Annotated in this window: 23 protein-coding genes and 1 pseudogene; 8 read left to right on the top strand and 16 right to left on the bottom strand. The window is 71.1% G+C overall.

All coding sequences use genetic code 11. From position 1 onward, the window contains the following. Window positions 1–23: 23 nt before the first annotated feature. The 4 genes from ACVNF4_RS11315 to ACVNF4_RS11300 form a co-directional block, all read right to left on the bottom strand. Window positions 24–725 carry a lysophospholipid acyltransferase family protein gene (locus tag ACVNF4_RS11315; protein ID WP_461802606.1) on the bottom strand — a complete coding sequence of 234 codons (702 nt, stop codon included), beginning with the start codon at window positions 723–725 and terminating at the stop codon, window positions 24–26. Between the two features lie 130 nt (window positions 726–855). Beyond that, window positions 856–2,073, bottom strand: a complete 1,218-nt coding sequence (gene rocD / locus ACVNF4_RS11310; RefSeq protein WP_461802605.1) for an ornithine--oxo-acid transaminase — start codon at window positions 2,071–2,073, stop codon at window positions 856–858. Next, window positions 2,073–2,882 carry a dimethylargininase gene (gene ddaH / locus ACVNF4_RS11305; RefSeq protein ID WP_461802604.1) on the bottom strand — a complete coding sequence of 270 codons (810 nt, stop codon included), beginning with the start codon at window positions 2,880–2,882 and terminating at the stop codon, window positions 2,073–2,075. The genes rocD and ddaH overlap by 1 nt, the downstream gene beginning before the upstream one ends. Before the next feature lie 115 nt (window positions 2,883–2,997). Next, window positions 2,998–3,498, bottom strand: a complete 501-nt coding sequence (locus tag ACVNF4_RS11300) for an Lrp/AsnC family transcriptional regulator (RefSeq protein ID WP_461802603.1) — start codon at window positions 3,496–3,498, stop codon at window positions 2,998–3,000. Between the two features lie 77 nt (window positions 3,499–3,575). Between ACVNF4_RS11300 and ACVNF4_RS11295 the strand changes: the two genes are divergently transcribed. From ACVNF4_RS11295 to ACVNF4_RS11280, 4 genes and pseudogenes are all read left to right on the top strand, one after another. Beyond that, window positions 3,576–4,325 (top strand): LytR/AlgR family response regulator transcription factor, encoded by a 750-nt coding sequence (locus ACVNF4_RS11295; protein WP_461802602.1) that lies wholly within the window; start codon window positions 3,576–3,578, stop codon window positions 4,323–4,325. 41 nt (window positions 4,326–4,366) lie between these two features. Next, window positions 4,367–4,729 (top strand): DUF485 domain-containing protein, encoded by a 363-nt coding sequence (locus ACVNF4_RS11290; RefSeq protein WP_461802601.1) that lies wholly within the window; start codon window positions 4,367–4,369, stop codon window positions 4,727–4,729. 27 nt (window positions 4,730–4,756) lie between these two features. Further along, window positions 4,757–6,448 (top strand): annotated as a pseudogene (locus tag ACVNF4_RS11285) (sodium/solute symporter); the annotation flags it as partial. Window positions 6,449–6,939: 491 nt separating this feature from the next. Then, a complete protein-coding gene (locus ACVNF4_RS11280; protein ID WP_461802600.1) occupies window positions 6,940–8,145 on the top strand; it encodes a sensor histidine kinase in 1,206 nt (401 codons plus the stop codon). A 3-nt stretch (window positions 8,146–8,148) separates the two neighbouring features. Here ACVNF4_RS11280 and ACVNF4_RS11275 read toward each other — a convergent pair whose 3' ends face one another. The 5 genes from ACVNF4_RS11275 to ACVNF4_RS11255 form a co-directional block, all read right to left on the bottom strand. After that, on the bottom strand, window positions 8,149–8,319 hold the full coding sequence (locus ACVNF4_RS11275) for a hypothetical protein (RefSeq protein WP_461802599.1): 171 nt from the start codon (window positions 8,317–8,319) through the stop codon (window positions 8,149–8,151). Window positions 8,320–8,380: 61 nt separating this feature from the next. Then, window positions 8,381–9,331: a cytochrome c oxidase assembly protein gene (locus tag ACVNF4_RS11270; protein WP_461802598.1), complete on the bottom strand. Its 951-nt coding sequence runs from the start codon at window positions 9,329–9,331 to the stop codon at window positions 8,381–8,383. 97 nt (window positions 9,332–9,428) lie between these two features. Next, the gene (locus ACVNF4_RS11265) at window positions 9,429–10,454 is read right to left on the bottom strand and encodes a 6-phosphofructokinase (RefSeq protein WP_461802597.1); all 1,026 of its coding nucleotides are present in this window, start codon (window positions 10,452–10,454) and stop codon (window positions 9,429–9,431) included. 190 nt (window positions 10,455–10,644) lie between these two features. Beyond that, window positions 10,645–11,373 (bottom strand): type 1 glutamine amidotransferase, encoded by a 729-nt coding sequence (locus ACVNF4_RS11260; RefSeq protein ID WP_461802596.1) that lies wholly within the window; start codon window positions 11,371–11,373, stop codon window positions 10,645–10,647. A 14-nt stretch (window positions 11,374–11,387) separates the two neighbouring features. Further along, window positions 11,388–12,626, bottom strand: a complete 1,239-nt coding sequence (locus tag ACVNF4_RS11255; protein ID WP_461802595.1) for a DUF1727 domain-containing protein — start codon at window positions 12,624–12,626, stop codon at window positions 11,388–11,390. A 153-nt stretch (window positions 12,627–12,779) separates the two neighbouring features. Between ACVNF4_RS11255 and def the strand changes: the two genes are divergently transcribed. Further along, window positions 12,780–13,325 carry a peptide deformylase gene (def, locus tag ACVNF4_RS11250; protein WP_461802594.1) on the top strand — a complete coding sequence of 182 codons (546 nt, stop codon included), beginning with the start codon at window positions 12,780–12,782 and terminating at the stop codon, window positions 13,323–13,325. 48 nt (window positions 13,326–13,373) lie between these two features. Here def and ACVNF4_RS11245 read toward each other — a convergent pair whose 3' ends face one another. After that, complete coding sequence (locus ACVNF4_RS11245; protein ID WP_461802593.1) at window positions 13,374–14,015, bottom strand: TetR family transcriptional regulator; 642 nt, start codon at window positions 14,013–14,015, stop codon at window positions 13,374–13,376. Window positions 14,016–14,161: 146 nt separating this feature from the next. Here ACVNF4_RS11245 and ACVNF4_RS11240 point away from each other — a divergent pair, with 146 nt between their 5' ends. After that, the gene (locus ACVNF4_RS11240; RefSeq protein ID WP_461802592.1) at window positions 14,162–15,385 is read left to right on the top strand and encodes an acyl-CoA dehydrogenase family protein; all 1,224 of its coding nucleotides are present in this window, start codon (window positions 14,162–14,164) and stop codon (window positions 15,383–15,385) included. A 56-nt stretch (window positions 15,386–15,441) separates the two neighbouring features. Here ACVNF4_RS11240 and ACVNF4_RS11235 read toward each other — a convergent pair whose 3' ends face one another. From ACVNF4_RS11235 to ACVNF4_RS11210, 6 genes are all read right to left on the bottom strand, one after another. Continuing rightward, the gene (locus ACVNF4_RS11235; RefSeq protein WP_461802591.1) at window positions 15,442–15,963 is read right to left on the bottom strand and encodes a cupin domain-containing protein; all 522 of its coding nucleotides are present in this window, start codon (window positions 15,961–15,963) and stop codon (window positions 15,442–15,444) included. Then, a complete protein-coding gene (locus ACVNF4_RS11230; protein ID WP_461802590.1) occupies window positions 15,960–17,165 on the bottom strand; it encodes a cytochrome P450 in 1,206 nt (401 codons plus the stop codon). Before ACVNF4_RS11230 ends, ACVNF4_RS11235 begins: the two co-directional genes overlap by 4 nt. Continuing rightward, complete coding sequence (locus ACVNF4_RS11225) at window positions 17,162–18,211, bottom strand: type III polyketide synthase (protein ID WP_461802589.1); 1,050 nt, start codon at window positions 18,209–18,211, stop codon at window positions 17,162–17,164. The genes ACVNF4_RS11230 and ACVNF4_RS11225 overlap by 4 nt, the downstream gene beginning before the upstream one ends. 224 nt (window positions 18,212–18,435) lie before the next feature. Beyond that, the gene (locus tag ACVNF4_RS11220; protein ID WP_461802588.1) at window positions 18,436–18,672 is read right to left on the bottom strand and encodes a DUF6213 family protein; all 237 of its coding nucleotides are present in this window, start codon (window positions 18,670–18,672) and stop codon (window positions 18,436–18,438) included. Between the two features lie 85 nt (window positions 18,673–18,757). After that, window positions 18,758–19,237, bottom strand: a complete 480-nt coding sequence (locus ACVNF4_RS11215; RefSeq protein WP_461802587.1) for an NUDIX domain-containing protein — start codon at window positions 19,235–19,237, stop codon at window positions 18,758–18,760. Continuing rightward, window positions 19,234–20,766: an ATP-dependent DNA ligase gene (locus ACVNF4_RS11210; RefSeq protein WP_461802586.1), complete on the bottom strand. Its 1,533-nt coding sequence runs from the start codon at window positions 20,764–20,766 to the stop codon at window positions 19,234–19,236. The genes ACVNF4_RS11215 and ACVNF4_RS11210 overlap by 4 nt, the downstream gene beginning before the upstream one ends. Window positions 20,767–20,866: 100 nt before the next feature. On the opposite strand from ACVNF4_RS11210, the gene ACVNF4_RS11205 reads away from it, so the two are divergent. After that, window positions 20,867–21,457 (top strand): helix-turn-helix domain-containing protein, encoded by a 591-nt coding sequence (locus ACVNF4_RS11205; protein WP_461802585.1) that lies wholly within the window; start codon window positions 20,867–20,869, stop codon window positions 21,455–21,457. Window positions 21,458–21,536: 79 nt separating this feature from the next. Further along, on the top strand, window positions 21,537–21,964 hold a 428-nt coding region (locus tag ACVNF4_RS11200), incomplete at its 3' end, for an alcohol dehydrogenase catalytic domain-containing protein (RefSeq protein WP_461802584.1).

The raw sequence follows: 21,964 nt of genomic DNA, 5'->3' as shown, positions 1-21,964 counted from the left end.
CCCCTTCTCTTACTTCCCGAGCATCAACTCAGCGGCATACGCGGGAACTTCTGCGCTTCCGCCTTCGCGACCGCCGCGTACTGATCCACGTACTCCTGCCCCGACAGCATCAGGATCGCGTACATGATCTCGTCGGTGACGGCCCGCAGGACCGCCTTCTCGTGCTCCATCCCGGCATACCGCGAGAACTCCATCGGCTCCCCGAACCGGATGGTCACCGGATGCAGACTCGGGAACCGCTGCCCCGGCGGCTGCGCCTCGAACGTCCCGATCATCGCGCACGGCACCACCGGCACCCCGGCGGTCAGCGCCATCACGGCCACCCCCACCTTCCCCTTGTACAACCGCCCGTCGTGCGACCGCGTCCCCTCCGGGTAGATCCCGAGCAACTCCCCCTTGCCGAGCACCCCGAGCCCCTCCCGGATGGCGGCCTGCCCGGCCTCCTTCCCCGACCGGTCCACCGGAATCTGCCCCGCACTGCGGAAGAACGCCGCCGTCAGCCGCCCCCGCACCCCCGGCCCGGTGAAGTACTCCGCCTTGGCGAGGAACGTGATCCGCCGCTTGAGCACCGCCGGCATCAGGAAGTGGTCGGAGAACGACAGATGGTTTCCCGCGACGATCGCCGCCCCGTCCTGCGGCACATGCTCAAGACCCTCGATCCGGGGCCGGAACAGCAACTTCAACAGCGGACCCAGCAGCACATGCTTCAACAGCCGATAGAACAAGGCCCGCTCCTCGCCCCGACGTTCCGGCAGGTCAACCGGTACACAAAGTGGGGTCAGTGTAGGCGGGGCGGGCGATTTCGGGAACGGACCCCGCCGGAGCCGTCCGAACGTCGCCCCACCCCGCCCGCGATCAGCCGAGCACCCTCCCCAACGCCCCGGTCGCCGACCGCAGTTCCTCCTCCGTGACGCACAGCGGTGGAGCGATCCGGATCGTCGAGCCGTGCGTGTCCTTCACGAGGACGCCCTCTCGCATCAGCCGCTCACTGATCTCCCGCCCGCTGCCGAGAGCCGGATCCACATCGACGCCCGCCCACAGCCCCCGCGCCCGGAACCCGACGACTCCACGGCCCACCAGACCGGTCAGCTCCGCACGCAGCACCGCCCCCAACTCCGCCGCCCGGCGCTGGAATTCACCGGTCTCCAGCAGCTCGACCACCGCCGTCCCCACCGCCGCCGCGAGCGGATTGCCGCCGAACGTGGAGCCGTGCTCACCGGGACGCAGCACCCCCAGCACCTCCCGCCGCCCGACGACCGCCGAGACGGGGACGATGCCGCCGCCGAGCGCCTTGCCCAGCAACACCGCGTCGGGGACGACGTCCTCGTGCCGGACGGCCAGGGTGTGCCCGGTGCGGCCGAGCCCCGACTGGATCTCGTCCGCGATGAAGAGGCAGCCCAGGCGCCGGGTCAACTCCCGTACGCCGGTGAGGTATCCGTCGTCCGGGATGAGGACACCCGCCTCACCCTGGATGGGCTCGATCAGCACCGCCGCCGTCGTCTCGTCGATCGCCGCCTCCAGCGCGGCGAGGTCGTTGTACGGGACGATCCGGAAACCCGGGGTGAAGGGGCCGAAGCCGGCGCGGGCCGTGTCGTCCGTGGAGAAGCTGACGATCGTCGTGGTGCGGCCGTGAAAGTTGTCGGCGGCGACGACGATGGTCGCCTCGCCGTCGGGGACGCCCTTCACGTCGTACGCCCACTTGCGGGCGAGTTTGATGCCGCTCTCGACGGCCTCGGCGCCCGTGTTCATCGGGAGCATCATGTCGTAGCCGGTCAACTTCACCAGGCGTTCGGCGAATTCGGCCAGACGGTCGTTGTGGAAGGCGCGGGAGGTGAGGGTGAGGCGGTCGAGCTGCTGGTGGGCCGCCTCGATCAACGCGGGGTGGCGGTGGCCGAAGTTGAGGGCGGAGTAACCGGCCAGCAGGTCCAGGTAGCGGCGGCCGTCGACGTCCTCCACCCAGGCGCCCTCCGCGCGGGCGACCACCACGGGCAGCGGATGGTAGTTGTGCGCGAGGACGGGCTCCTCGGCCCGGATCAGGTCGGCAGAGGTACGCGGTTCGGACACCATCGTCATCAGCGGATCTCCTGGGTGCAGCACTTGATGCCACCGCCGGCCTTGTGGAGCTCGGAGAGGTCGACGGGGACGGGGACATAGCCGTGGTCGGCGAGTCGCGCGGCCAGCGCCTCGGCGCGCGGGGCGATGAAGACGTGCCGGCCGTCGGAGACGGAGTTCAGGCCGAAGGCCAGCGCGTCGTCCCGGGTCGCGAGGACCGCGTCCGGGTACAGGGCCGCCAGCACCTCGCGGCTGCCCGGCGAGAACGCCTCCGGGAAATAGACGATGTTGGTGTCGTCCAGCACGAACAGCGCGGTGTCCAGGTGGTAGAAGTACGGGTCGGTCAGCGTCAGCGCGATCACCGGCCGGCCGAAGAACTCCTGCGCCTCCCGGTGCGCCTCCCGCGTCGTGCGGAAACCCGTCCCGGCCAGCAGATAGCGGCCCGTCCAGACGAGGTCGCCCTCGCCCTCGACGACGTGCTCGGGACGGCGCACGTCGTATCCGGCGGCCTTGAACCAGGTGTCGTAGTGGACGGACTCCGGGCGCCGCTCGGGCGCGTGGAAGAGGGCGCCGAGGACCCGGCCGTCCACGACGACCGCCGAGTTCGCGGCGAACACCATGTCGGGCAGACCGGGGGCGGGTTCGACGGTGTCCACGGTGTGGCCGTGGGAGCGGTACGCGCGGATCAGCGACTGCCACTGCTCCTGCGCGAGATCGACGTCGACGGGGGTGTCGGGATGCATCCAGGGATTGATCGCGTACTGCACGGCGAAGTGCCGGGGTTCACAGACGAGGAACCGCCGGGAGCGCGGCACACGGGAGTCGGACACAGAGGGTTTCCTCCGCTTTTCCAGTGAGATCTACCGGACGTGATCAACGGTAAGAATTCACCGGCACGCTCGACAAGGAACCGACGCTGCGTGTCCGCGCACGAATGGTGCGTGTTCAAGCGTCTTCACGCACGTCTGGTGCGGGCCCGCTGGCCCCCGCCTCCGGTGCCTCCGGCAGCAGGTGGGACAGCACCATCACGCTGATCGTCTTCCGGATGAACGGCTCGGTCCTGATCCGCTCCAGCACCTCCTCGAAGTGCTCCACGTCCCGCGCCCGCACGTGCAGCAGCGCGTCCGCCCCGCCCGTCACCGTCATCGCCGCCGTGATCTCCGGATGGTTGCGCACCACCTCCGCGAGCCGCCGAGGGGGCGCGGCGCCCTCGCAGTACACCTCCACGTACGCCTCCGTGCGCCAGCCCAGCGCGGACGGCTTCACCGTCGCCGTGAACCCCGTGATCACCCCGGTCTCCCGCAGCCGGTCCACCCGCCGCTTCACCGCCGTCGCCGACAGCCCCACCGCCGCCCCGATCTCGGCGAAACTGGACCGCGCGTTCGCCATCAACGCCGTGACGATCTTCCGGTCCAGCTCGTCGAAGGGGGCCGCGCCAGAGTTCATGCGCGCACTGTATCCAGCAGGTACGCGGATGCCCGGCACGTGTGCACAAGCCGCGTTCCCCCCTACACTCCCCATTCATGCTGCGAGCCCTCGCCGTCGACGACGAACGCCCCTCCCTGGAGGAGCTGCTGTACCTGCTGAACGCCGACCCGCGTATCGGCAGTGTCGAGGGTGCCGGGGACGCGACCGAGGCGCTGCGGCGGATCAACCGGGCGCTGGAGTCGGGGCCCGGCGGGCCCGAGGCGATCGACGTGGTGTTCCTGGACATCCAGATGCCGGGGCTGGACGGGCTGGACCTCGCCCGGCTGCTGACCGGCTTCGCGCGGCCCCCGCTGATCGTGTTCGTCACCGCCCACGAGGACTTCGCCGTCCAGGCGTTCGACCTCAAGGCCGTCGACTACGTCCTCAAGCCGGTCCGCAAGGAACGCCTCGCGGAGGCGGTGCGCAGGGCGGCCGAACTGCGCGGCGCCGCCCCGCACATCCCCGTCCACGAACCCGACCCCGACCACCTCCCCGTCGAACTCGGCGGCGTCACCCGCTTCGTCGCCGTCGACGACATCACCCACGTCGAGGCCCAGGGCGACTACGCCCGCCTGCACACCGGCCAGGGCAGCCACCTCGTCCGCATCCCCCTGTCCACCCTGGAGGAGCGCTGGCGGGCCCGGGGCTTCGTGCGGATCCACCGCCGTCATCTGGTCGCCCTGCGCCACATACGGGAACTGCGCCTGGACGCCGGTACGGTGAGCGTCCTCGTCGGGGCCGAGGAACTCCAGGTCAGCCGACGGCACGCGCGTGAACTGCGGGACCTGCTGATGAGGAGAACGTGAAGACACGACACGGCCCGCCGCCGACGAGGAGACTCTGACAGGTGCCCACCCAGGACCCCGCCGAGCGCCGTGTCACCGTCACCGGACCACCCCGCCGCACGAGGCGGCCCTCCGGTGCCTACCGGCCGCGCACCGAGATCGACGAACAGACCACCCTCGGCCACACCTACGTCCGCTCCCTCATGCGCTCCCAACTCCGCGCCGCGCTCACCGTGTTCGCCGTCCTCGCCCTCCTCGTCGGCCCGCTGCCCCTCCTCTTCGCCTCCCTGCCCGGCGCCCGCCGCATGACCTGGCTGGTCCTCGGGTTCGGGCTGTACGTCCCGCTGGTGCTGCTGGCCGGCTGGTACGTCCGCCGCGCCGAACGCAACGAGCGGGACTTCGTGCGGCTGGTCGAGGACAAATGAACGGGGACAAATGAACGCCGAGGACCGATGAACCCCTCGTACGCGATCCCGGCCGTCGCGCTCGTCGTCGTGGCGACCGTCCTCGTCGGCGCGTTCGGGCTGCGGATATCGCGGACGACGTCCGACTTCTACGTCGCCTCCCGGACCGTCGGACCCCGCCTGAACGCCGCCGCGATCAGCGGGGAGTACCTGTCCGCCGCGTCGTTCCTCGGCATCGCGGGACTGGTCCTCGTGCAGGGTCCCGACATGCTCTGGTACCCGGTCGGCTACACCGCCGGATACCTGGTGCTGCTGCTGTTCGTCGCCGCCCCGCTGCGCCGCTCCGGCGCCTACACGCTGCCCGACTTCGCGGAGGCGCGGCTCGCGTCGCGGACGGTACGGCGGCTCGCGGGGACGTTCGTCGTCGGCGTCGGCTGGCTGTACCTGCTGCCCCAACTCCAGGGCGCCGGGCTGACGTTGACGGTCCTCACCGGGGCGCCCGGCTGGCTCGGCGGGGTCGTCGTCGCCGTCGTCGTCACCGCGACCGTCGCGGCGGGCGGTATGCGCAGCATCACCTTCGTGCAGGCGTTCCAGTACTGGCTGAAACTCACCGCGCTCCTGGTCCCCGCGCTGTTCCTCGCGCTCGCCTGGCACGGCGACGGGGGGCCGGGACACGCCTTCGACGAACCGGCGGCCTTCCGTGAGCAGCGGGCCGTCCGGATCGACGCGACCCTCGATCTGAACCTCGCGAGCCCACTGACCGTGAAGGTGACCGGAAGGGTGGACGGCCGCCGGTACACCGGCACGGAGGTGAGCCTGACGATGGGCACCCACCGAGTGGAGCGCGGCACCAGGATGGTCTTCCCGCAGGGCGCGGACGTCCCCACCGCCACCCGGGGCGACACCGGCGGCATGTCGACGTCGCTCGCGGCGGGCCGCACGGAACGCCCCCTGTACGCCACCTACGGCCTCATCCTCGCGACCTTCCTCGGCACCATGGGCCTCCCGCACGTCGTCGTCCGCTTCTACACCAGCCCCCACGGGGTCGCCGCGCGGCGGACGACGGTGACGGTGCTGGCGCTCGTCGGCGCGTTCTACCTCCTGCCCCCGCTGTACGGCGCCCTCGGCCGCCTCTACGCCCCCGAACTCGCCCTCACCGGCGACGCCGACGCGGCGGTGCTGCTGCTGCCGGACCGGATCGTCGGGGGACTCGGCGGGGATCTGCTGGGCGCGCTGGTCGCCGGCGGCGCGTTCGCGGCGTTCCTGTCGACGGCCTCCGGGCTGACGATGGCGGTGGCGGGCGTCCTCACGCAGGACGTCCTGCCCGCGCGCGGCGTACGCCACTTCCGCCTGGGGACGGCCCTGGCGATGGCGGCCCCCCTCGCCGCGAGCCTCCTGGTGGGCGGCCTCCCCGTCGCCGACGCGGTCGGCCTCGCCTTCGCCGTCTCCGCATCCTCCTTCTGCCCCCTCCTGGTCCTCGGCATCTGGTGGCGCCGCCTGACCCCACCGGGCGCGGCGGCGGGCATGCTGGTCGGCGGCGGCGCGGCGTTCATCGCGGTGACGACGACCATGGCGGGCCTCCCGGTGCAGGGCACCCTCCACGCCCTGCTGGCCTGGCCCGCCCTGTGGTCCGTCCCCCTCGGCTTCCTCACGATGATCCTCATCTCCCTGGCGACTCCCGGCCGGGTTCCTCCGGGGACGGCGGCGATTCTGGCGCGGTTCCATCTGCCGGAGGAACTGGCGGAGGGGCGGGGGACAGGGGCTTCTTACGGGGTGGGGCCGGAAGCCGGAGAACGGGAGCGGGGAGCGAGACTCGGCGCGGAAGGGCCGGGACAGAAGGCGGAGCCGGTGGACGGGTCCCCGTGTGCTCCGGCGCCGCGTGGCGACACGGCCGTCCCGGGCACCGCCCGCCCGCAGGACCGGGTACCCGTGCAGTCGCCGCGCCCCGCAGCCGACCCGCTGCCGTCCCACCCGGAGCCGGGAACCGTGGGACCACAGCACGACCGTGTCCCCGCCCAGCAGACCCCGCCGACGCGGGAGAAGCTCCACCCCGAGTCCACCGCCTCACCGCACGGCGCCTTCCTGCCGGACCCCGGCACCCTGTCCTCCTGTGAAGGTTCTCGGTCCCGCCTCGCAGAGGCGGCGGCCCTGCCGTCCGGCCCCCACCCACCCGACCCCTCACCCCCCGAACCCACTGCCACGCACACCCCCCACCCCCCGGAGCCCGGCTCATGAGCGGTTTCCTCGCCGGCCTGCTGGTCGCCGCACTCCCCCTGCTCGCCGGAGGCTTCTGGCTGGGGAGGCGGACGGCCCGGCCGGAGGCGCTCGGTGGGCTGGGGACGCCGGTGGAGCACGCGACGTTCCAGACGCTGCACACCGCGTCCCTCGCGGCGCCCGCGTTGCGGGCGGGGCTCACCGAGGACTCCGCGCGGAAGTCGGCGAGGAGGCTGAGGTCGCTGCTCGGGACGGACGCGCTGTGCCTCACCGACGAGAAGAGCGTGCTGGCGTGGGACGGGGTGGGGTCGCATCACCGCGCGGAGATCATGGAGCGGCTCGGTGAGGCGGTGGAGACGGGAAGGGGGGAGGCGTTCCGGCTGAGCTGTGAGGTGCCGGAGTGTCCGGTCGGGTGGGCCGTCGTCGCCCCGCTGACCGTGGACGAGCGCGTGCACGGCGCCCTCGTGGCATGCGCCCCGCGTGAGTCCGCCGTCCTCGTCCGCGCCGCCGCCGAGGTCGCCCGCTGGGTCTCCGTCCAGCTCGAACTCGCCGACCTCGACGACTCCCGGACCCGCCTGATCGAGGCGGAGATCAAGGCGTTGCGCGCCCAGATCTCCCCGCACTTCATCTTCAACTCCCTCGCGGTGATCGCCTCGTTCGTGCGCACCGACCCCGAGCGGGCCCGCGAACTGCTCCTGGAGTTCGCCGACTTCACCCGCTACTCGTTCCGAAGGAAGGGCGACTTCACCACCCTCGCGGACGAACTCCACGCCATCGACCACTACTTGGCCCTGGTGAGGGCCCGCTTCGGCGACCGCCTCGCCGTCACCCTCCAGATCGCCCCGGAGGTCCTCCCGGTCACCCTGCCCTTCCTGTGCCTGCAACCGCTCGTCGAGAACGCGGTCAAGCACGGCCTGGAAGGCAAGGCCGACAAATGCCACATCAGGATCACCGCCCAGGACACCGGCGCCGAGGCCACCGTCGTCATCGAGGACGACGGCGCCGGCATGGACCCGGACCTCCTGCGCCGTATCCTCGCGGGCGCCGTCAGCCCGTCGGGCGGCATCGGCCTCTCCAACGTCGACGACCGTCTCCGCCAGGTCTACGGCGACGACTACGGCCTCGTCATCGAGACGGCCCCCGGCGCCGGCATGAAGATCACCACGCGCCTCCCGAAGTACCAGCCGGGCGTCCATTCGGCCGCCCGGCTGGCACCCCAGTGACTCTCAGGTCCGGCGCAGCGCGACCAGCGCCAGAGTGATCAACCCCAGCACCACCCAGCCGAACCACAGCCAGCCGTTGCTGCCGAGCGCGACCGTGTAGGCCGTCACCGCGACGAGTCCGCCGAGGGTGACCACCCCCATGGTCCTGGTGGAACTGTCCGTGGAACCGGCCATCGCGACACCCTCCTCAGGGCCGCCCCCGCTGGGCGTGTCCACCCCCCATGGTGCCCTGAGGTCAGCGCGAATGTGAGTTCAGGGACGCGAGATAGGCGTTGTACGCCTCCAGCTCCTTGTCGCCGTCCCGGTCGGCGGCCCGGTCCTTGCGCTTGGCCTGGCGCTGTTCGGAGCCGTACCACTGGAAGAGCAGAGCGATCAGGACGATCACCGAGGGGACCTCGCTGAACGCCCACGCGATGCCGCCGGCCGCGCTCTGGTCGGAGAGGGCGTCGACACCGAGGGAGGCGGGCGGATCGGCGAACGTCTTCACCATCGGGGTCGACCCCATCATCAGCGCGATCCCGAAGAACGCGTGGAACGGCATCCCCGCGAACAGCTCCAGCATCCGCATCAGATAGCCGGGGCGGTTCGGGCCGGGGTCGACGCCGATGATCGGCCAGAAGAACACCATGCCGACGGCGAAGAAGTGCACCATCATCCCGACGTGCCCCGCCTTCGACCCCATCAGCGTGTCGAACAGCGGCGTGAAGTACAGCGCGTACAGCGAGGCGATGAACAGGGGGATCGTGAACGCGGCGTGCGTGATCACCTTCATGTACCGGCTGTGCAGCAGCGCGAGCAGCAGCTCACGCGGCCCCTTGTGGCCCTTCCCGGCGACCGGCAGCGCGCGCAGCGCCAGCGTCATCGGCGCCCCGAGCAGCACGAGGATCGGCGAGACCATGCTGATGACCATGTGCTGCACCATGTGCACGCTGAACATGACCATCCCGTAGTCGTTCAGCCGGGTGCACATCACGAGCGCGACGGTCAGCACCCCGAGGACGTACGACACCGTCCGCGCCCACGACCACGAGTCCCCGCGCCGCCGCAGCCGCACCACCCCCCACCCGTACAGCCCGAGCCCCAGCAGGCACGCGACCAGGAAGAACGGGTCGGCGGACCATTCCAGCCCCCGCCCCAGCGTGAACGGCGGCAGATCCATCGTCATGCCGTGCCCGCCGTGATCCATAAGAGCGGCTCCAAGAGAGTGGGGGATATGCACCCACAAGAGTAGGACTGCCCCCGGCGACGACCGTCACCGGGGGCAGCGCCTCGAAGCCCTCAGCTCAGAGAACGCACTCCGCTTCCTCGAACCGCTCCTGCGGCACCGTCTTCAGCGTCTCCACCGCCTCCGCCAGCGACACCATCTCGATGTCGGTGCCCCGCAGCGCGGTCATCTTCCCGAACTCCCCGCGGTGCACGGCCTCCACCGCATGCCACCCGAACCGCGTTGCCAGCACCCGGTCGTACGCGGTCGGCGTCCCGCCCCGCTGCACGTGCCCGAGGATCACCGGCCGCGCCTCCTTCCCGAGCCGCGACTCCAGCTCCACGGAGAGCTGCCGGGCGATCCCGGCGAACCGCTCGTGCCCGTAGACGTCCTTGCCGCCCTCGTCGAACGCCATGGACCCGGCCTTCGGCTTCGCCCCCTCCGCCGCGACGACGATCGCGAACCGCTTGCCCGCCTCGAACCGCTCCCCGACCCGCCGGGTCAGCTCGTCGATGTCGAAGGGCCGCTCGGGGACGACGATGGCGTGCGCCCCGGCCGCCATCCCGGACTGGAGCGCTATCCAGCCGGTGTGCCGCCCCATGACCTCGACGACGAGCACCCGCTGATGCGACTCGGCGGTGGTCTTCAGCCGGTCGAGCGCCTCGGTGGCGACCCCGACGGCCGTGTCGAACCCGAACGTGACGTCGGTGACGGCGATGTCGTTGTCGATGGTCTTCGGCACGCCGACGACGGGCAGCCCGGCGTCGGACATCAGCCGCGCCGCCTTGAGGGTCCCCTCACCGCCGATCGGGATGATCGCGTCGAGCCCCAGCTCCTCGACGTGCCCCTTGGCCCGCTGCACACCGTCCCGCAGATGGGAGGGCTGGACGCGGGAGGAACCGAGGATCGTGCCGCCGCGCGCGAGGATGCCCGCGACCGCGTCGAGGTCGAGTTTGAGGTAGTCGCACTCCAGGAGGCCCTTCCAGCCGTCCCGGAAACCGATGACCTCGTCGCCGTGGTCGACGACGGCACGGTGCACGACGGACCGGATGACGGCGTTCAGACCGGGACAGTCACCGCCGGACGTGAGGACACCAATGCGCATAGCCCGAGCAACCTTCTTCACGTGGGCCAGGGCCGGACCGCGTCGTCCGGCTCGATTCCCCGCCACCCTAACGGCAGGAGGGGGCCGCACCGAAGGACGCGTCCGCCTGCTGGACGCGCCCGCTCACCTGCGCGGGGGCACCGTCAGACGGGCTGTTGACGGTGCCCCGAAAAGCAGGTGAACACACAGGTCAGGCAGGCTGCTGGGCCGACGCGATCCGCTCGTTGCGCAGCGCCTCGTACCAGTGGTCGTCGCACGGCGGCAGCGCGTTCACATCCAGCGCCAGCTTCAGCAGCAGGTCGCCGATCAGCGGGTTGCGCGCGAGGACCGGACCGTGCATGTACGTGCCGAACACGGTGTCGCTGTACGCGCCCTCGGTGCCGTCACCGGTGCCGTTGCCCTTGCCCATCTGGACCCGGGCGAACGGACGCGCCGTCGGGCCGAGATGCGTGATGCCCTGGTGGTTCTCGAACCCGGTGAGCTGCGGCAGCCCGAGCCTGGGGTCGATGTCCGCGAGGACGTCACCGACGCACCGCTCGCCCTCGCCGCGCGTGGTCGTCACGTCGAGCAGCCCCAGGCCCGGCTGACGCTGGCCCTGGTCGTTGATGAACTCGTGGCCCAGGATCTGGTACCCGGCACACACCGCGAACACGATCGCGCCGTTGTTGACGGCCTGGTACAGGTGCCCGTCCCGGATCAGCCGCTCCGCCGCGAGCCGCTGCGGACGGTCCTCACCGCCGCCGATCAGGTAGATGTCACCGGACGTCGGGATCGGCTGGTCGCTGCGGACGTCGAGCCGCGCCACGTCCAGACCGCGCTGCCGCGCCCGCCGCTCGACGACGAGGACGTTGCCCTGGTCGCCGTACGTGCTCAGCAGGTCGGGGTAGACCCAGACGACCCGCAGTTGGTTGTCGCTCACTGCCTTGAATCCCCTCAGTTGCCGACGCGGCGGCGCAGGTCCTGGAACGCGGTGTAGTTGGCGATGACCTCGATCCGGCCGGGCGGACACGCCGCGACGGCCTGGTCGGCGGAGTCGAACACCTGGAAGTGCTGGTTCGCCACCTCAAGCCGGACCGCCAGGTCGAGCTTGCGGTCACCGATCACACAGATCGGGTGCCCGGTCAGCCGCGTGTAGTCGACGTCCCACAGCCAGGAGGTGTCCGTGCCGTCGGCGCCGCGCGCGTTCACCGAGAGGATCACCGGCGCCGGTGCAGGATCGATCAGGCTGAACGTCTCCAGCCAGCCCGCCGGGTTCTTCGCCAGCAGCAGCCGCAGGTCACGGCCCTGGAACTGGACGACGTCGTACCGGCCGGCGACCGCCTGCACCTGGTACATCCGCTCCAGCGCGACCTGCGGCGGCACCCCGAACACGGCGGCGACGGCAGCCGAGGACGCGGCGTTCGCCTTGTTGGCACGGCCCGGGAGCTGGAGGTGGATCGGCCACGCGGAGCCGTGCGGGTCGATGACATGGTCACCGGACAGGGCCCAACTCGGCTGCGGACGGCGGAAACCGCACTCCGCGCAGTACCAGTCGTCGCCGGGCCACTGGAGGACGCCGCCGCAGGACGGGCACGACCAGGCGTCGTCCTTCCACATCTGTCCCGCCGCGACCCAGACCACGCTGTGCGAGGACGACGCGGCCCACACGACCAGCGGGTCGTCCGCGTTGGCGACGACGACGGCCTTCGAGCCGGCCAGCCCCTCGCGCCACGCCTCCGCCATCATGCGGGTCTCGGCGGCGCGGTCGAGCTGGTCACGCGAGAGGTTGAGCAGCGCGATGCACTTCGGGGCGGTGTCGCGGGCGACCCCCGCGAGGTACTTCTCGTCGACCTCGATCACGCCGTACCGGGAGTCCGAACCGCCCGCCAGCGCCGAGGTGATGCCCGCGGGCATGTTCGCGCCGAGGGCGTTGGAGACGACGGGGCCCGCCGCGCGCAGCGCCTCCGCGATCAGCCGGGTCGTGGTGGTCTTGCCGTTGGTGGCCGAGACGAGGACGACGTCCAGGTTCTGCGCGAGCCGGGCGAGGAGGTCGGGGTCCAGCTTCAGGGCGACCTTTCCGCCGATCACCGAACCGCTGCCGCGGCCGGCGGCCCGGGACGCCGCCGCGACCGCTTTGCCCGCGGTCACGGCGATCTTGGCCCGCGGCGTGAGCGGGTCCGAGTTGCCTGCCATCAGTCCTCGATCCTCCTTCGTACGCGCCGCGCCTCTGCCTGACGACAACGTGGTGTGTGGCCAGCCTATCGAGATCCATTCGCACTCCCGAATCCCGCCACCGCCTCACGGCCGATCGACATGCGCGTGTCACAAGACCGTACCCTTACCGCTATGCCGCACCGCTCCATCCCGGGCACGCGCGGGCGAGTCCGCCCCCTCACCCTGCTCGGCTCCCCGCCTCTTCACACCCCCTGCACAGAGGTCCCCGCCTTCACCCCCGAACTCGCCGCCCTCGTCGAGGACATGTTCGCCACGATGTACGCCGCCGAGGGGGTGGGCCTCGCGGCGAACCAGATCGGCGAGTCTCTGCGCGTCTTCGTCTACGACTGCCCCGACGACGAGGACGTCCAACACCGGGGCCACTTGGTCAACCCCCGCCTGGTGAGCGTCGACGGGGTGGTGCTCCGGGGCCCCGAAGGCTGCCTGTCCCTACCGGGCCTGGAGGCGGGGACGGAACGCTACGACGAGACGACCGTCGAGGGTTACACGGTGACGGGGGAGCAGGTCACGGTCCATGGGACGGGGTTCTTCGCGAGGTGCCTCCAGCATGAGATGGACCACTTGGAGGGGAAGACGTACGCGGAGCGGGTGGAGGGACGTCGGCGCAGGAAACTGCTGAAGCAGGCGAGCCGAGCCCCTTGGAGCAAGGGCAACTGAGGTCTTCATGGGCGCGACCAGCCGCAGCCAACCCGCACCCCGCAACGCTCAGAACCCAGGCCCCCCGACCCGGTCTCCCGCCGCCGCCAGCCGCCCCCACAACAGATCCGCCAGACACCGCACCAACTCAGCCCGCTCACAAGGCCGTTCCCCCAGCCACCAGTCCCCGGCCGCATGCATCATCCCGACGATCCCATGCCCCCACACCCGAGCCACCCGCTGCCCCTCCGGCCCCAGATCCAGCCGCTCCTCGATGACCTGGGCCAGTTCCTCCCCCATCCGCTTCAGCAGCGGCGCGGAGTGCCGCCCGACATCGAAGCCCTGATCCCCACCGGACGACTCCGCGGGATGCATCAGGAACCGGTACACCTGAGGCCGCGCCTCGATCGCCGCGAGGTACGTGTCGAGGGTCGCCTCGACCCGCTCACGCCGCTCCGCCGGGGCGTCCAACGCCGCCCGCAGCGAAGCCAGCAACGCATCCGTGTGCCGCATGGCCAGCGCCGCGTACAGCCCGCCCTTGTCCCCGAAGTGCCGGTACAGGATCGGCTTCGTGATCCCCGCCTCCGCGGCGATCGCGTTCATCGACGCCTGCGGCCCGTCCCGCAGCACCACCCGGTCCGCGGCCTCCAGCAGTTCGCGTCGCCGACGGTCAGCAGACCTCTGCTGCTCGGTCCGCTGTGTGGTGTCCATTTCGCTCCCCTGTGGTGTTTCGGTCACGCCTGCGCAAAATAACACTCGCCAGGACGTTCGCACGGAGTTGACTTTTCCTACTGGCGGGTAACACACTGGAGTTACCGCTAGTAACATGCATTGTGCACCGCCGCGCTGGAGGAGTCATGGCCGAGTTCACCATGGAGCTCAACGACGAGCAGAAAGAGGTCCGCGACTGGCTCCACGGCTTCGCCGCGGACGTCATCCGCCCCGCCGCCGCGGAGTGGGACGAGCGCGAGGAAACCCCCTGGCCGGTCATCCAGGAAGCCGCCAAGGTCGGCATCTACTCCCTGGACTTCTACGCCCAGCAGTACTTCGACACCACCGGCCTCGGCATCCCCATGGCCATGGAGGAGCTGTTCTGGGGTGACGCGGGCATCGCCCTGTCCATCGTCGGCACCGGCCTCGCCGCCGTCGGCGTCCTCGCCAACGGCACCGAGGAACAGATCGGCACCTGGATCCCCCAGATGTACGGCGACGTCAACGACGTGAAGGTCGCCGCGTTCTGCTCCTCCGAGCCCGACGCCGGCTCCGACGTCGCCTCCATGCGCACGCGTGCCGTGTACGACCAGGCCAAGGACGAGTGGGTGCTCAACGGCACCAAGACCTGGGCGACCAACGGCGGTATCGCCAACGTCCACGTCGTCGTCGCGGTCGTCGACCCCGACCTCGGCTCCAAGGGCCACGCCTCCTTCATCGTCCCGCCGGGCACCGAAGGGCTGTCCCAGGGGCAGAAGTTCAAGAAGCACGGCATCCGCGCCTCCCACACCGCCGAGGTCGTCCTCGACAACGTCCGCGTCCCCGGCTCCTGCCTCCTCGGCGGCAAGGAGAAGCTGGACCAGCGGCTGGCTCGCGCCCGGGAGAAGGCGAAGAGCGGGGACCGGGTGAAGAACGCGGCGATGGCCACGTTTGAAGCTTCGCGGCCCGCAGTAGGTGCCATGGCTGTCGGTACCGCCCGCGCCGCGTACGAGGTCGCCCTCGACTACGCCAAGACGCGTGAGCAGTTCGGGCGCCCGATCATCGACAACCAGGGCATCGCCTTCCAACTCGCGGAAATGCGCACGCAGATCGACGCTGCGCGGCTGTTGGTGTGGCGCGCGTCGTGGATGGCCATCAACGGCAAGCCGTTCACCGCAGCCGAGGGCTCCATGTCGAAGCTGTTCGCGAGCGAGACGGCGAAGAAGGTGACTGGGCAGGCGATCCAGATACTCGGCGGCAACGGCTACACCCGGGAGTACCCCGTGGAGCGGATGCACCGGGATGCCGCGATCTACACGATTTTTGAGGGCACGAGCGAAATCCAGAAGCTGGTGATTGCTCGGACTCTGTCCGGGGTGGCTATTCGTTGAGGCCGGGTGCGGGTTCGCTGTGGCTGGTCGCGCAGTTCCCCGCGCCCCTAAAAGCCTCACCTGTGCCGGAGCGGGGTGAGTTGCTCTATGTCGTACCTCCCCCTCAGCTCCTCGATCGCCCCCTGATCCGGCGCCCCTCCGCCCCCCAGAATCTCCAGCAGCTCCTCGAAGTACCGCTCATGATCCGGCGGCGGGGACGCCTGGAAGAACATCTTCGCGGGGGAGTCCGTCGGATTCGCGAAGGCGTGGGGGCAGCCCGGTGGGACGACGATGACCGTACCCGGCGTCGCGCGGACCACGCGGCTGCCCGAACTGGACTCCCAGCGCTGCCAGTTGTCGGGTGTGCGGATGCGCGGCTCGAAGGCGAGGACGTCCAGCTCGCCCTCCAGGACGTAGAACAACTCCTCGCTGCGGGTGTGGACATGGGCCCCGACGTCGAACCCCGGCGGCACCTCCACCTCGAACGTGGACGCCACCTGGGAGTGCGCGCCGGTCACCTTGAACGTCACCCGCTGGGCCGGGGTCTGGACGACACGCCCGTGCCCCGGCGGGACGAGGAGGCCTTCGGGGGCCGTCACCAGATCACCGGCAGCGACTCGGGACCACGGATCAACGCGCCCTTCTTGAAGGGGACTTGATCTGCGGGCACCGCGAGCCGCAGCCCCGGCAGCCGGTCCAGGACCGCGTCGAGGAGCAGCTCCTCCTCCAGCCGGGCCAGCATGTTCCCGGGACAGAAGTGCGGCCCGAACCCGAACGCGACGTGCGGATTGGGGGAGCGGGAGAAGTCGATGGTGTCGGGGTCGGGGAACACCGAGGGGTCCCGGTTCGCCGCGAGGTACGACACGTAGACCGCGTCCCCCGCCCGGATCCGCACCCCCCTGATCTCGACGTCCTCGGTCGCGATCCGCGAGAGGCCGACGGAGTTGCGGTGCGGGATCCAGCGCAGGAGTTCGTCGATGGCCCGGGGCCGGATCACCGGCTCCGCACGCAGCGCCTCCACCAAGTCCGGCCGCGTCAGCAGGAGATGGAACATCTGGCCGCTGTTGTTGGTGACGGCCTCACCACCGATCTGGAGCAGCACCGCGAGCCCGACAGCCTCGTCCAGCGTCATGTCCCGCTCCCCGACGGCCGCACCCAGCAGCGATGCGACGTCCTCCCCGGCGGAACTCTCCCGCAGGCCGATCAGATCCGCGAAGTACGCCCCCATCTCGGCCTTGGCCTTCTCGCTGACCTCCTTGCCGTGCGAGGAGGAGAGGATGAGCTGCGTCCAGGTGTGCATGACGTGCCGGTCGGCGGCGGGCACCCCCATCAGCTCGCAGATGACGGCGATGGGGAACGGCATCAGTACGGCCGCCGAGAGGTCGGCCGGCGGTCCGGCGGCGAGCAGTTCGTCGACCAACTCGTCCAGCAGCAGCCGGGATCGCTCCCGGATCCGCTCGACGCCCCGCATGGTGAACGCGGCGGCCACCGAGCGCCGCAGCCGGGTGTGGTCCGGCGGGTCGAGGAAGCCGACCGCGCCGCGCTCCGGGATGAAGTGCGGGGCGAGCCGGGTCACCGGCCGGTCCATGACGGCCTCGCGGCTGAACCGGGGATCGCTGACGACCATCCGCGTGTCGTCCATCCTGGTCACCAGCCAGGCCCAGCCCTCGCCGTTCGGGAGCTGGATCCGGGTCACCGGGCCCTCGGCCATCAACTCCCGCAGGACGGGGTCGAATTCGGTGCCCTGGAGGTCGAGCGCGGGCCACTGCCGTACCGTCTGGGTGATCGTCTCCTCGGTCATGCGCGGCTCCACCTCCCGAGCGCCATCTCGGCGGTGATGCCGGGCCCGAACCCGGCGAGCAGGCCACGCGCCCGGTCGGGGGCGCCGCCCTCGTCGAACAGGCGGCGCAGCGCGTCCAGGACGACGGCGCTCGCGATGTTGCCGTACTCGGTGAGCGTGGCGCGGCTGAAGCGGAAGGCGTGCGGGTCGACCTGGAGGAACTTGCTCAGGTCGTCGAGGATGCGCGGGCCGCCCGCGTGGACGATGTAGAAGTCCAGGTCGGCGGCGTCCCAGCCGTGCGTGCCGGCCAGCTCCTGGAGGGCCGGGGCGAGGGGTTCCATCGTCGCCGGGACCCGTTTGTCGAGCAGGAAGTGGAAGCCGGTCGCGCGGACGTCGTACATGATCCACTCCTCGGTCTTCGGGATCAGGTACGAGCCGTTGCGCTCCAGCTCGATGCCCTCGCCGCCCCGGCCGCGCACGACGGCCGCCGCGATGCCGTCGCCGAAGAGGCCGTTGGACAGCAGGGAGCCGATCGCGAGGTCGGTGGGCTGGTAGCAGAGCGAGCAGAACTCGCAGGCCACGATGAGCGCGTTGGCGCGGGGGTAGGCCGTGCAGAAGTCGTGCGCCCGGTTGATCGCCGCCCCGCCGGCCGCGCAGCCCAGCTGGGCTATGGGTATCTGGCGGGTGGTGGGGTCGAAGTCCATCTCGTTGATCAGCCACGCCGTCAGCGACGGCATCATGAACCCCGTGCACGACACGTACAGGATCACGTCGATGTCGGAGGTCAGCAGCTCCGCGTCGTCCAGTGCCCGCTGCACCACGGCGGGTACCCGGGCCTTCGCCTCGGCGACGTAGACGCGGTTGCGCTCCTCGAACCCCGGATGTTTCAGGGTCTCCTCGATCGGCTGCACGATGTGCCGCGTCCTGACCCCCGTGTTCTCGATGAGCCGCAGCGCGAGCGGCAGGTCGGGGTGGTCCGCGTGCCGCTCACGCGCCAGCTCCAGCGTCTCCTCCATCGTGATCACATGCTCGGGCACCGACACGGAGGGCCTGCACAAAGTCGCCATGAACCAGCCTGCTTTCGCCGTCCGGGGGACCGGGGTCACCAGAGAGGGTGGTGTCCCCACGATCACCCGGCCCTCCCCCGATCTCGCGCGGGACTACTCCGTTCCAGCGACACGGAAGCGGCACGGACGAGACACAGGCGAGACACAGGCGAGGCATAGGCAGGGCATGGACGCGGCACGGGTGACGCAGAGGCGCGGCGGCGCCGGCGATTCCAGGTGTGCGGCTACGGCGTGCGTCCGCTGCTGTGCGCGATGCACGCGACGTCGATGCGGTCGGCGAGTTTCGCCAGCTCGATGGTCAGCTCGGCGACCGTCTCCTCGTCCCAGCCGCAGGCACCGGCCTCGACGAGGTGGAGCCAGCGCCCGCCGAGGGTGCGGAGCAACTTGCTGACGTCGGCTGCGGCCACCTGGAGATCGCCGCGTTCGTCGACGATCAGGGGGAGAGTCACTTCGCGGTTCACGCAGCGATCGTAACCGTGCAACCGTCACAGACCGTGCCAAACAGTTGTGATGTTGCGGAACTCGCGGTTCGGTGGACCGACCACGTCATGGCCGGCCTCCTTCCGGAGGCGCGTGCTCCGCCAGCCGGTCGAGGAACGTGCTCTGGGCCGCGACGACGAGACCGCGCGCCTCGGCGAGCCCGAGCCAGGCGATCCGGTCCAGCTCGGGAAACTCCTGGACCCGCCCCGACCGGGGCGGCCACTCCATCCGGAACGTCCCCGGCACGAACCCCGCCGGATCGAGCTCCGCCTCGACCGCCCACACGGTGACGACCTTCCCCCCGGCCTGCGTGACCTCCCCGAGCGCGATCGCCTCCCCGTCCGGCGCCTCGATCCCCAGCTCCTCCCGAAACTCCCGCCGCGCCGCGTCCCACGCCGCCTCCTCGGGCCCGTACTCCCCTTTGGGCACCGTCCACGCCCCCGCGTCCTTCCCGGCGAACAACGGCCCGCCCATGTGCCCGAGCAGCACCTCCGTACGCCCCTCCCGCCGCCGGAACAGCAGCAGCCCGGCACTCCGCTTCCTCACGGCCGTACCTCCGGATGCGCGGCGAGCACCGTCTCCACGCTGTCCGCCTCCTCGGCCCGCTTGTCCTCCCGGTACCGCACGACCCGCGCGAACCGCAGCGTGACCCCCGCCGGATAGCGGGAGGACCGCTGGAGCCCGTCGTAGGCGATCTCGACGACGAGTTCGGGCCGCACGGTGACGACCCACCCGTCGTCCTCGGTGGCCAGCGCTCCGAGCCGCTGCGTCTGCCAGGTCAGCATCGCGTCCGTCATCCCCTTGAACGTCTTGCCCAGCATCGCGAAACCGCCGTCCGCCGTGCGGGCGCCCAGGTGCAGGTTGGAGAGCTTGCCGGTACGGCGTCCGTGCCCGCGCTCCACGGCGAGCACCACCAGGTCGAGGGTGTGCACCGGCTTCACCTTCAGCCAGGAGGCACCCCGGCGGCCCGCGCTGTAGGGCGCGTCCAGCGCTTTGAGGACGACGCCCTCGTGGCCCCTGGCCAGGGTCTTCGCGAGGAACTCGGCGGCCGGGGCGGGTTCGCTCACGACCTCGCGGCGCACCCGCGTCGGCTCGGGGACCAGACGGGCCAGCTCCGCGTGCCGGTCGCTGTAGGGGAGGTCGAGGAGGTCACGGCCGTCCACGCCGAGGACGTCGAAGAAGACGGCGGAGAGGGGGGTGGTCTCGGCGGCCTTCGTGACGTCGGCCCGAGAGCCGACCCGGCCCGCCGTGTCCTGGAAGGGGAGGGGGCGGCCGGTCTGCTGGTCGAGCGCGAGGAGCTCGCCGTCCAGGATGAAGGTGGTGGCCTTCAACTCGCGGGCGAGGTCCGTGAGTTCGGGGACCCGGTCGGTGATGTCGTCGAGGGTGCGGGTGTAGACGTGGACCTCGGAGGCGTCGCGGTGGAGCTGCACGCGGACGCCGTCGAGCTTCTCCTCGACCGCGCAGGGGCCGAGCTTGGCGAGGGCCTCCTCCGTGGAGGCGGCGGTGTGGGCCAGCATGGGGAACACCGGGCGGCCGACGGTGAGTCGGAAGTCGCCGAGGGCCGGGGGGCCTTGGGTCAGGAGAGCCTGGGCGACCGGTTGCAGGGAACCCGCCAGCATCACCGCGCGGCGAACATCCGCGGGTGGAGCCTGAGTTGCCTGCGCGAGAGCCTCCACGGCGATCGCGTCCAGGGCGCCCTGGCGCACCTCGCCGCTCAACAGGCCCAGCAGGAAGCGCTGTTCGCCGGCGGTGGCCTCCCGCATCAACTCCGTGAGCAGCCGGGCCCGTTCGGCCTGCGAGCCGGTGCCCTTCACCGCGCCGAGGGCGGTGAGGCGGGCGTCCGTGCCGAGGACGGTGAGCGTCGGGGACGGTGCGGGGTCGGTCGTCCGGCCGAGGAGCTTCCAGCCGACGCCGAGCCGGCCCTGCGGGAGGCGGCCCGCGAGGTAGGGGATCACGACGGGGACGTCGTCCGGGGCCGTCTCGCGGAACAGGTCCGCGAGCAGCGCGGTCTTGCGGGAGCGGGCCGAGGCGGCGGTGACCTCCCGGGAGACCTCGGCGAGACGGGCCAGGAGCATAGGGCCATGGTGCTACGGGGGTGGCGGGAGCACATCCCGGCGGGCGGGGTGTCGTCGGGCTGGGTTGACAATCCCGGTTGCCGAAACTGCAATGCGGGGCATGGGTACCGAGGACGTTCTCGCCGAAGTGGGGCCCCGGCTGCGCCGGATCCGCAAGGAGCGGCAGGTGACGCTGGCCGGGCTGTCCGAGGTGACCGGGATCTCCGTCAGTACGCTGTCGCGGCTGGAGTCGGGGCTGCGGAGACCGTCGCTGGAGCTGCTGCTGCCGATCGCGCAGGCGCACCAGGTGCCGCTGGACGAGCTGGTGGGGGCGCCGCCGGTGGGGGACCCCCGGGTGCGGGCGAAGCCGGTCGTGCGGGGTGGGCGGACGTTCTACCCGCTGACCCGGCAGCCGGGCGGGGTCCAGGCGTACAAGGCGGTCGAGCCGAAGCGCTCCGAGGAGCCGGAGCCCCGGACGCACGACGGGTACGAGTGGCTGTACGTGCTCTCCGGGAAGCTGCGGCTGGTGCTGGGGGAGCACGACGTCGTGCTGACGGCGGGGGAGGCGGCGGAGTTCGACACGCGGACGCCGCACTGGTTCGGGTCGACGGGGGAGGGTCCGGTGGAGTTCCTGAGCCTGTTCGGGCCGCAGGGGGAGCGGATGCATGTGCGGGCGCGGCCCAAGCGGGTGCGGGCGGCCGACGGGGAGTAAGTGTTCCCTCCCGGCAAGCGACCGCTTAGTATGCGAACCGACCCCGGTCAGACAGAGCAGTCCCCCGTGGAGGCCCCCCATGCAGGCATGGCAAGTGCACGAGAACGGCGAGCCGAGCGAGGTGATGCGGCTCGTGGAGGTGGCGCCGCCCACGCCGGGCGCCGGCCAGACCCTGCTGAAGGTGCGCGCCGTCAGCCTCAACTTCCCGGACGTCCTGATGGCCCGGGGCCAGTACCAGGTCAGGCCGCCGCTGCCCTTCACCCCCGGCGTCGAGCTGTGCGGTGAGACCGAGGACGGCCGCCGGGTGATCGGCAACCCCGTCCTGCCGCACGGCGCCCTCGCCGAGTACGCCGTCGTCGACCCCGCCGGCCTCCTGCCCGCCCCGGACTCCCTGGACGACGCGGAGGCCGCCGCCCTGTCCATCGCCTACCAGACCGGGTGGTTCGGCCTGCACCGCCGGGCCCGTCTGGAGGCCGGCGAGACCCTCCTCGTGCACGCCGCCGCCGG

The organism is Streptomyces sp. S6 (assembly GCF_054880855.1).
This window is presented reverse-complemented; position numbering and strand designations above follow the sequence as displayed.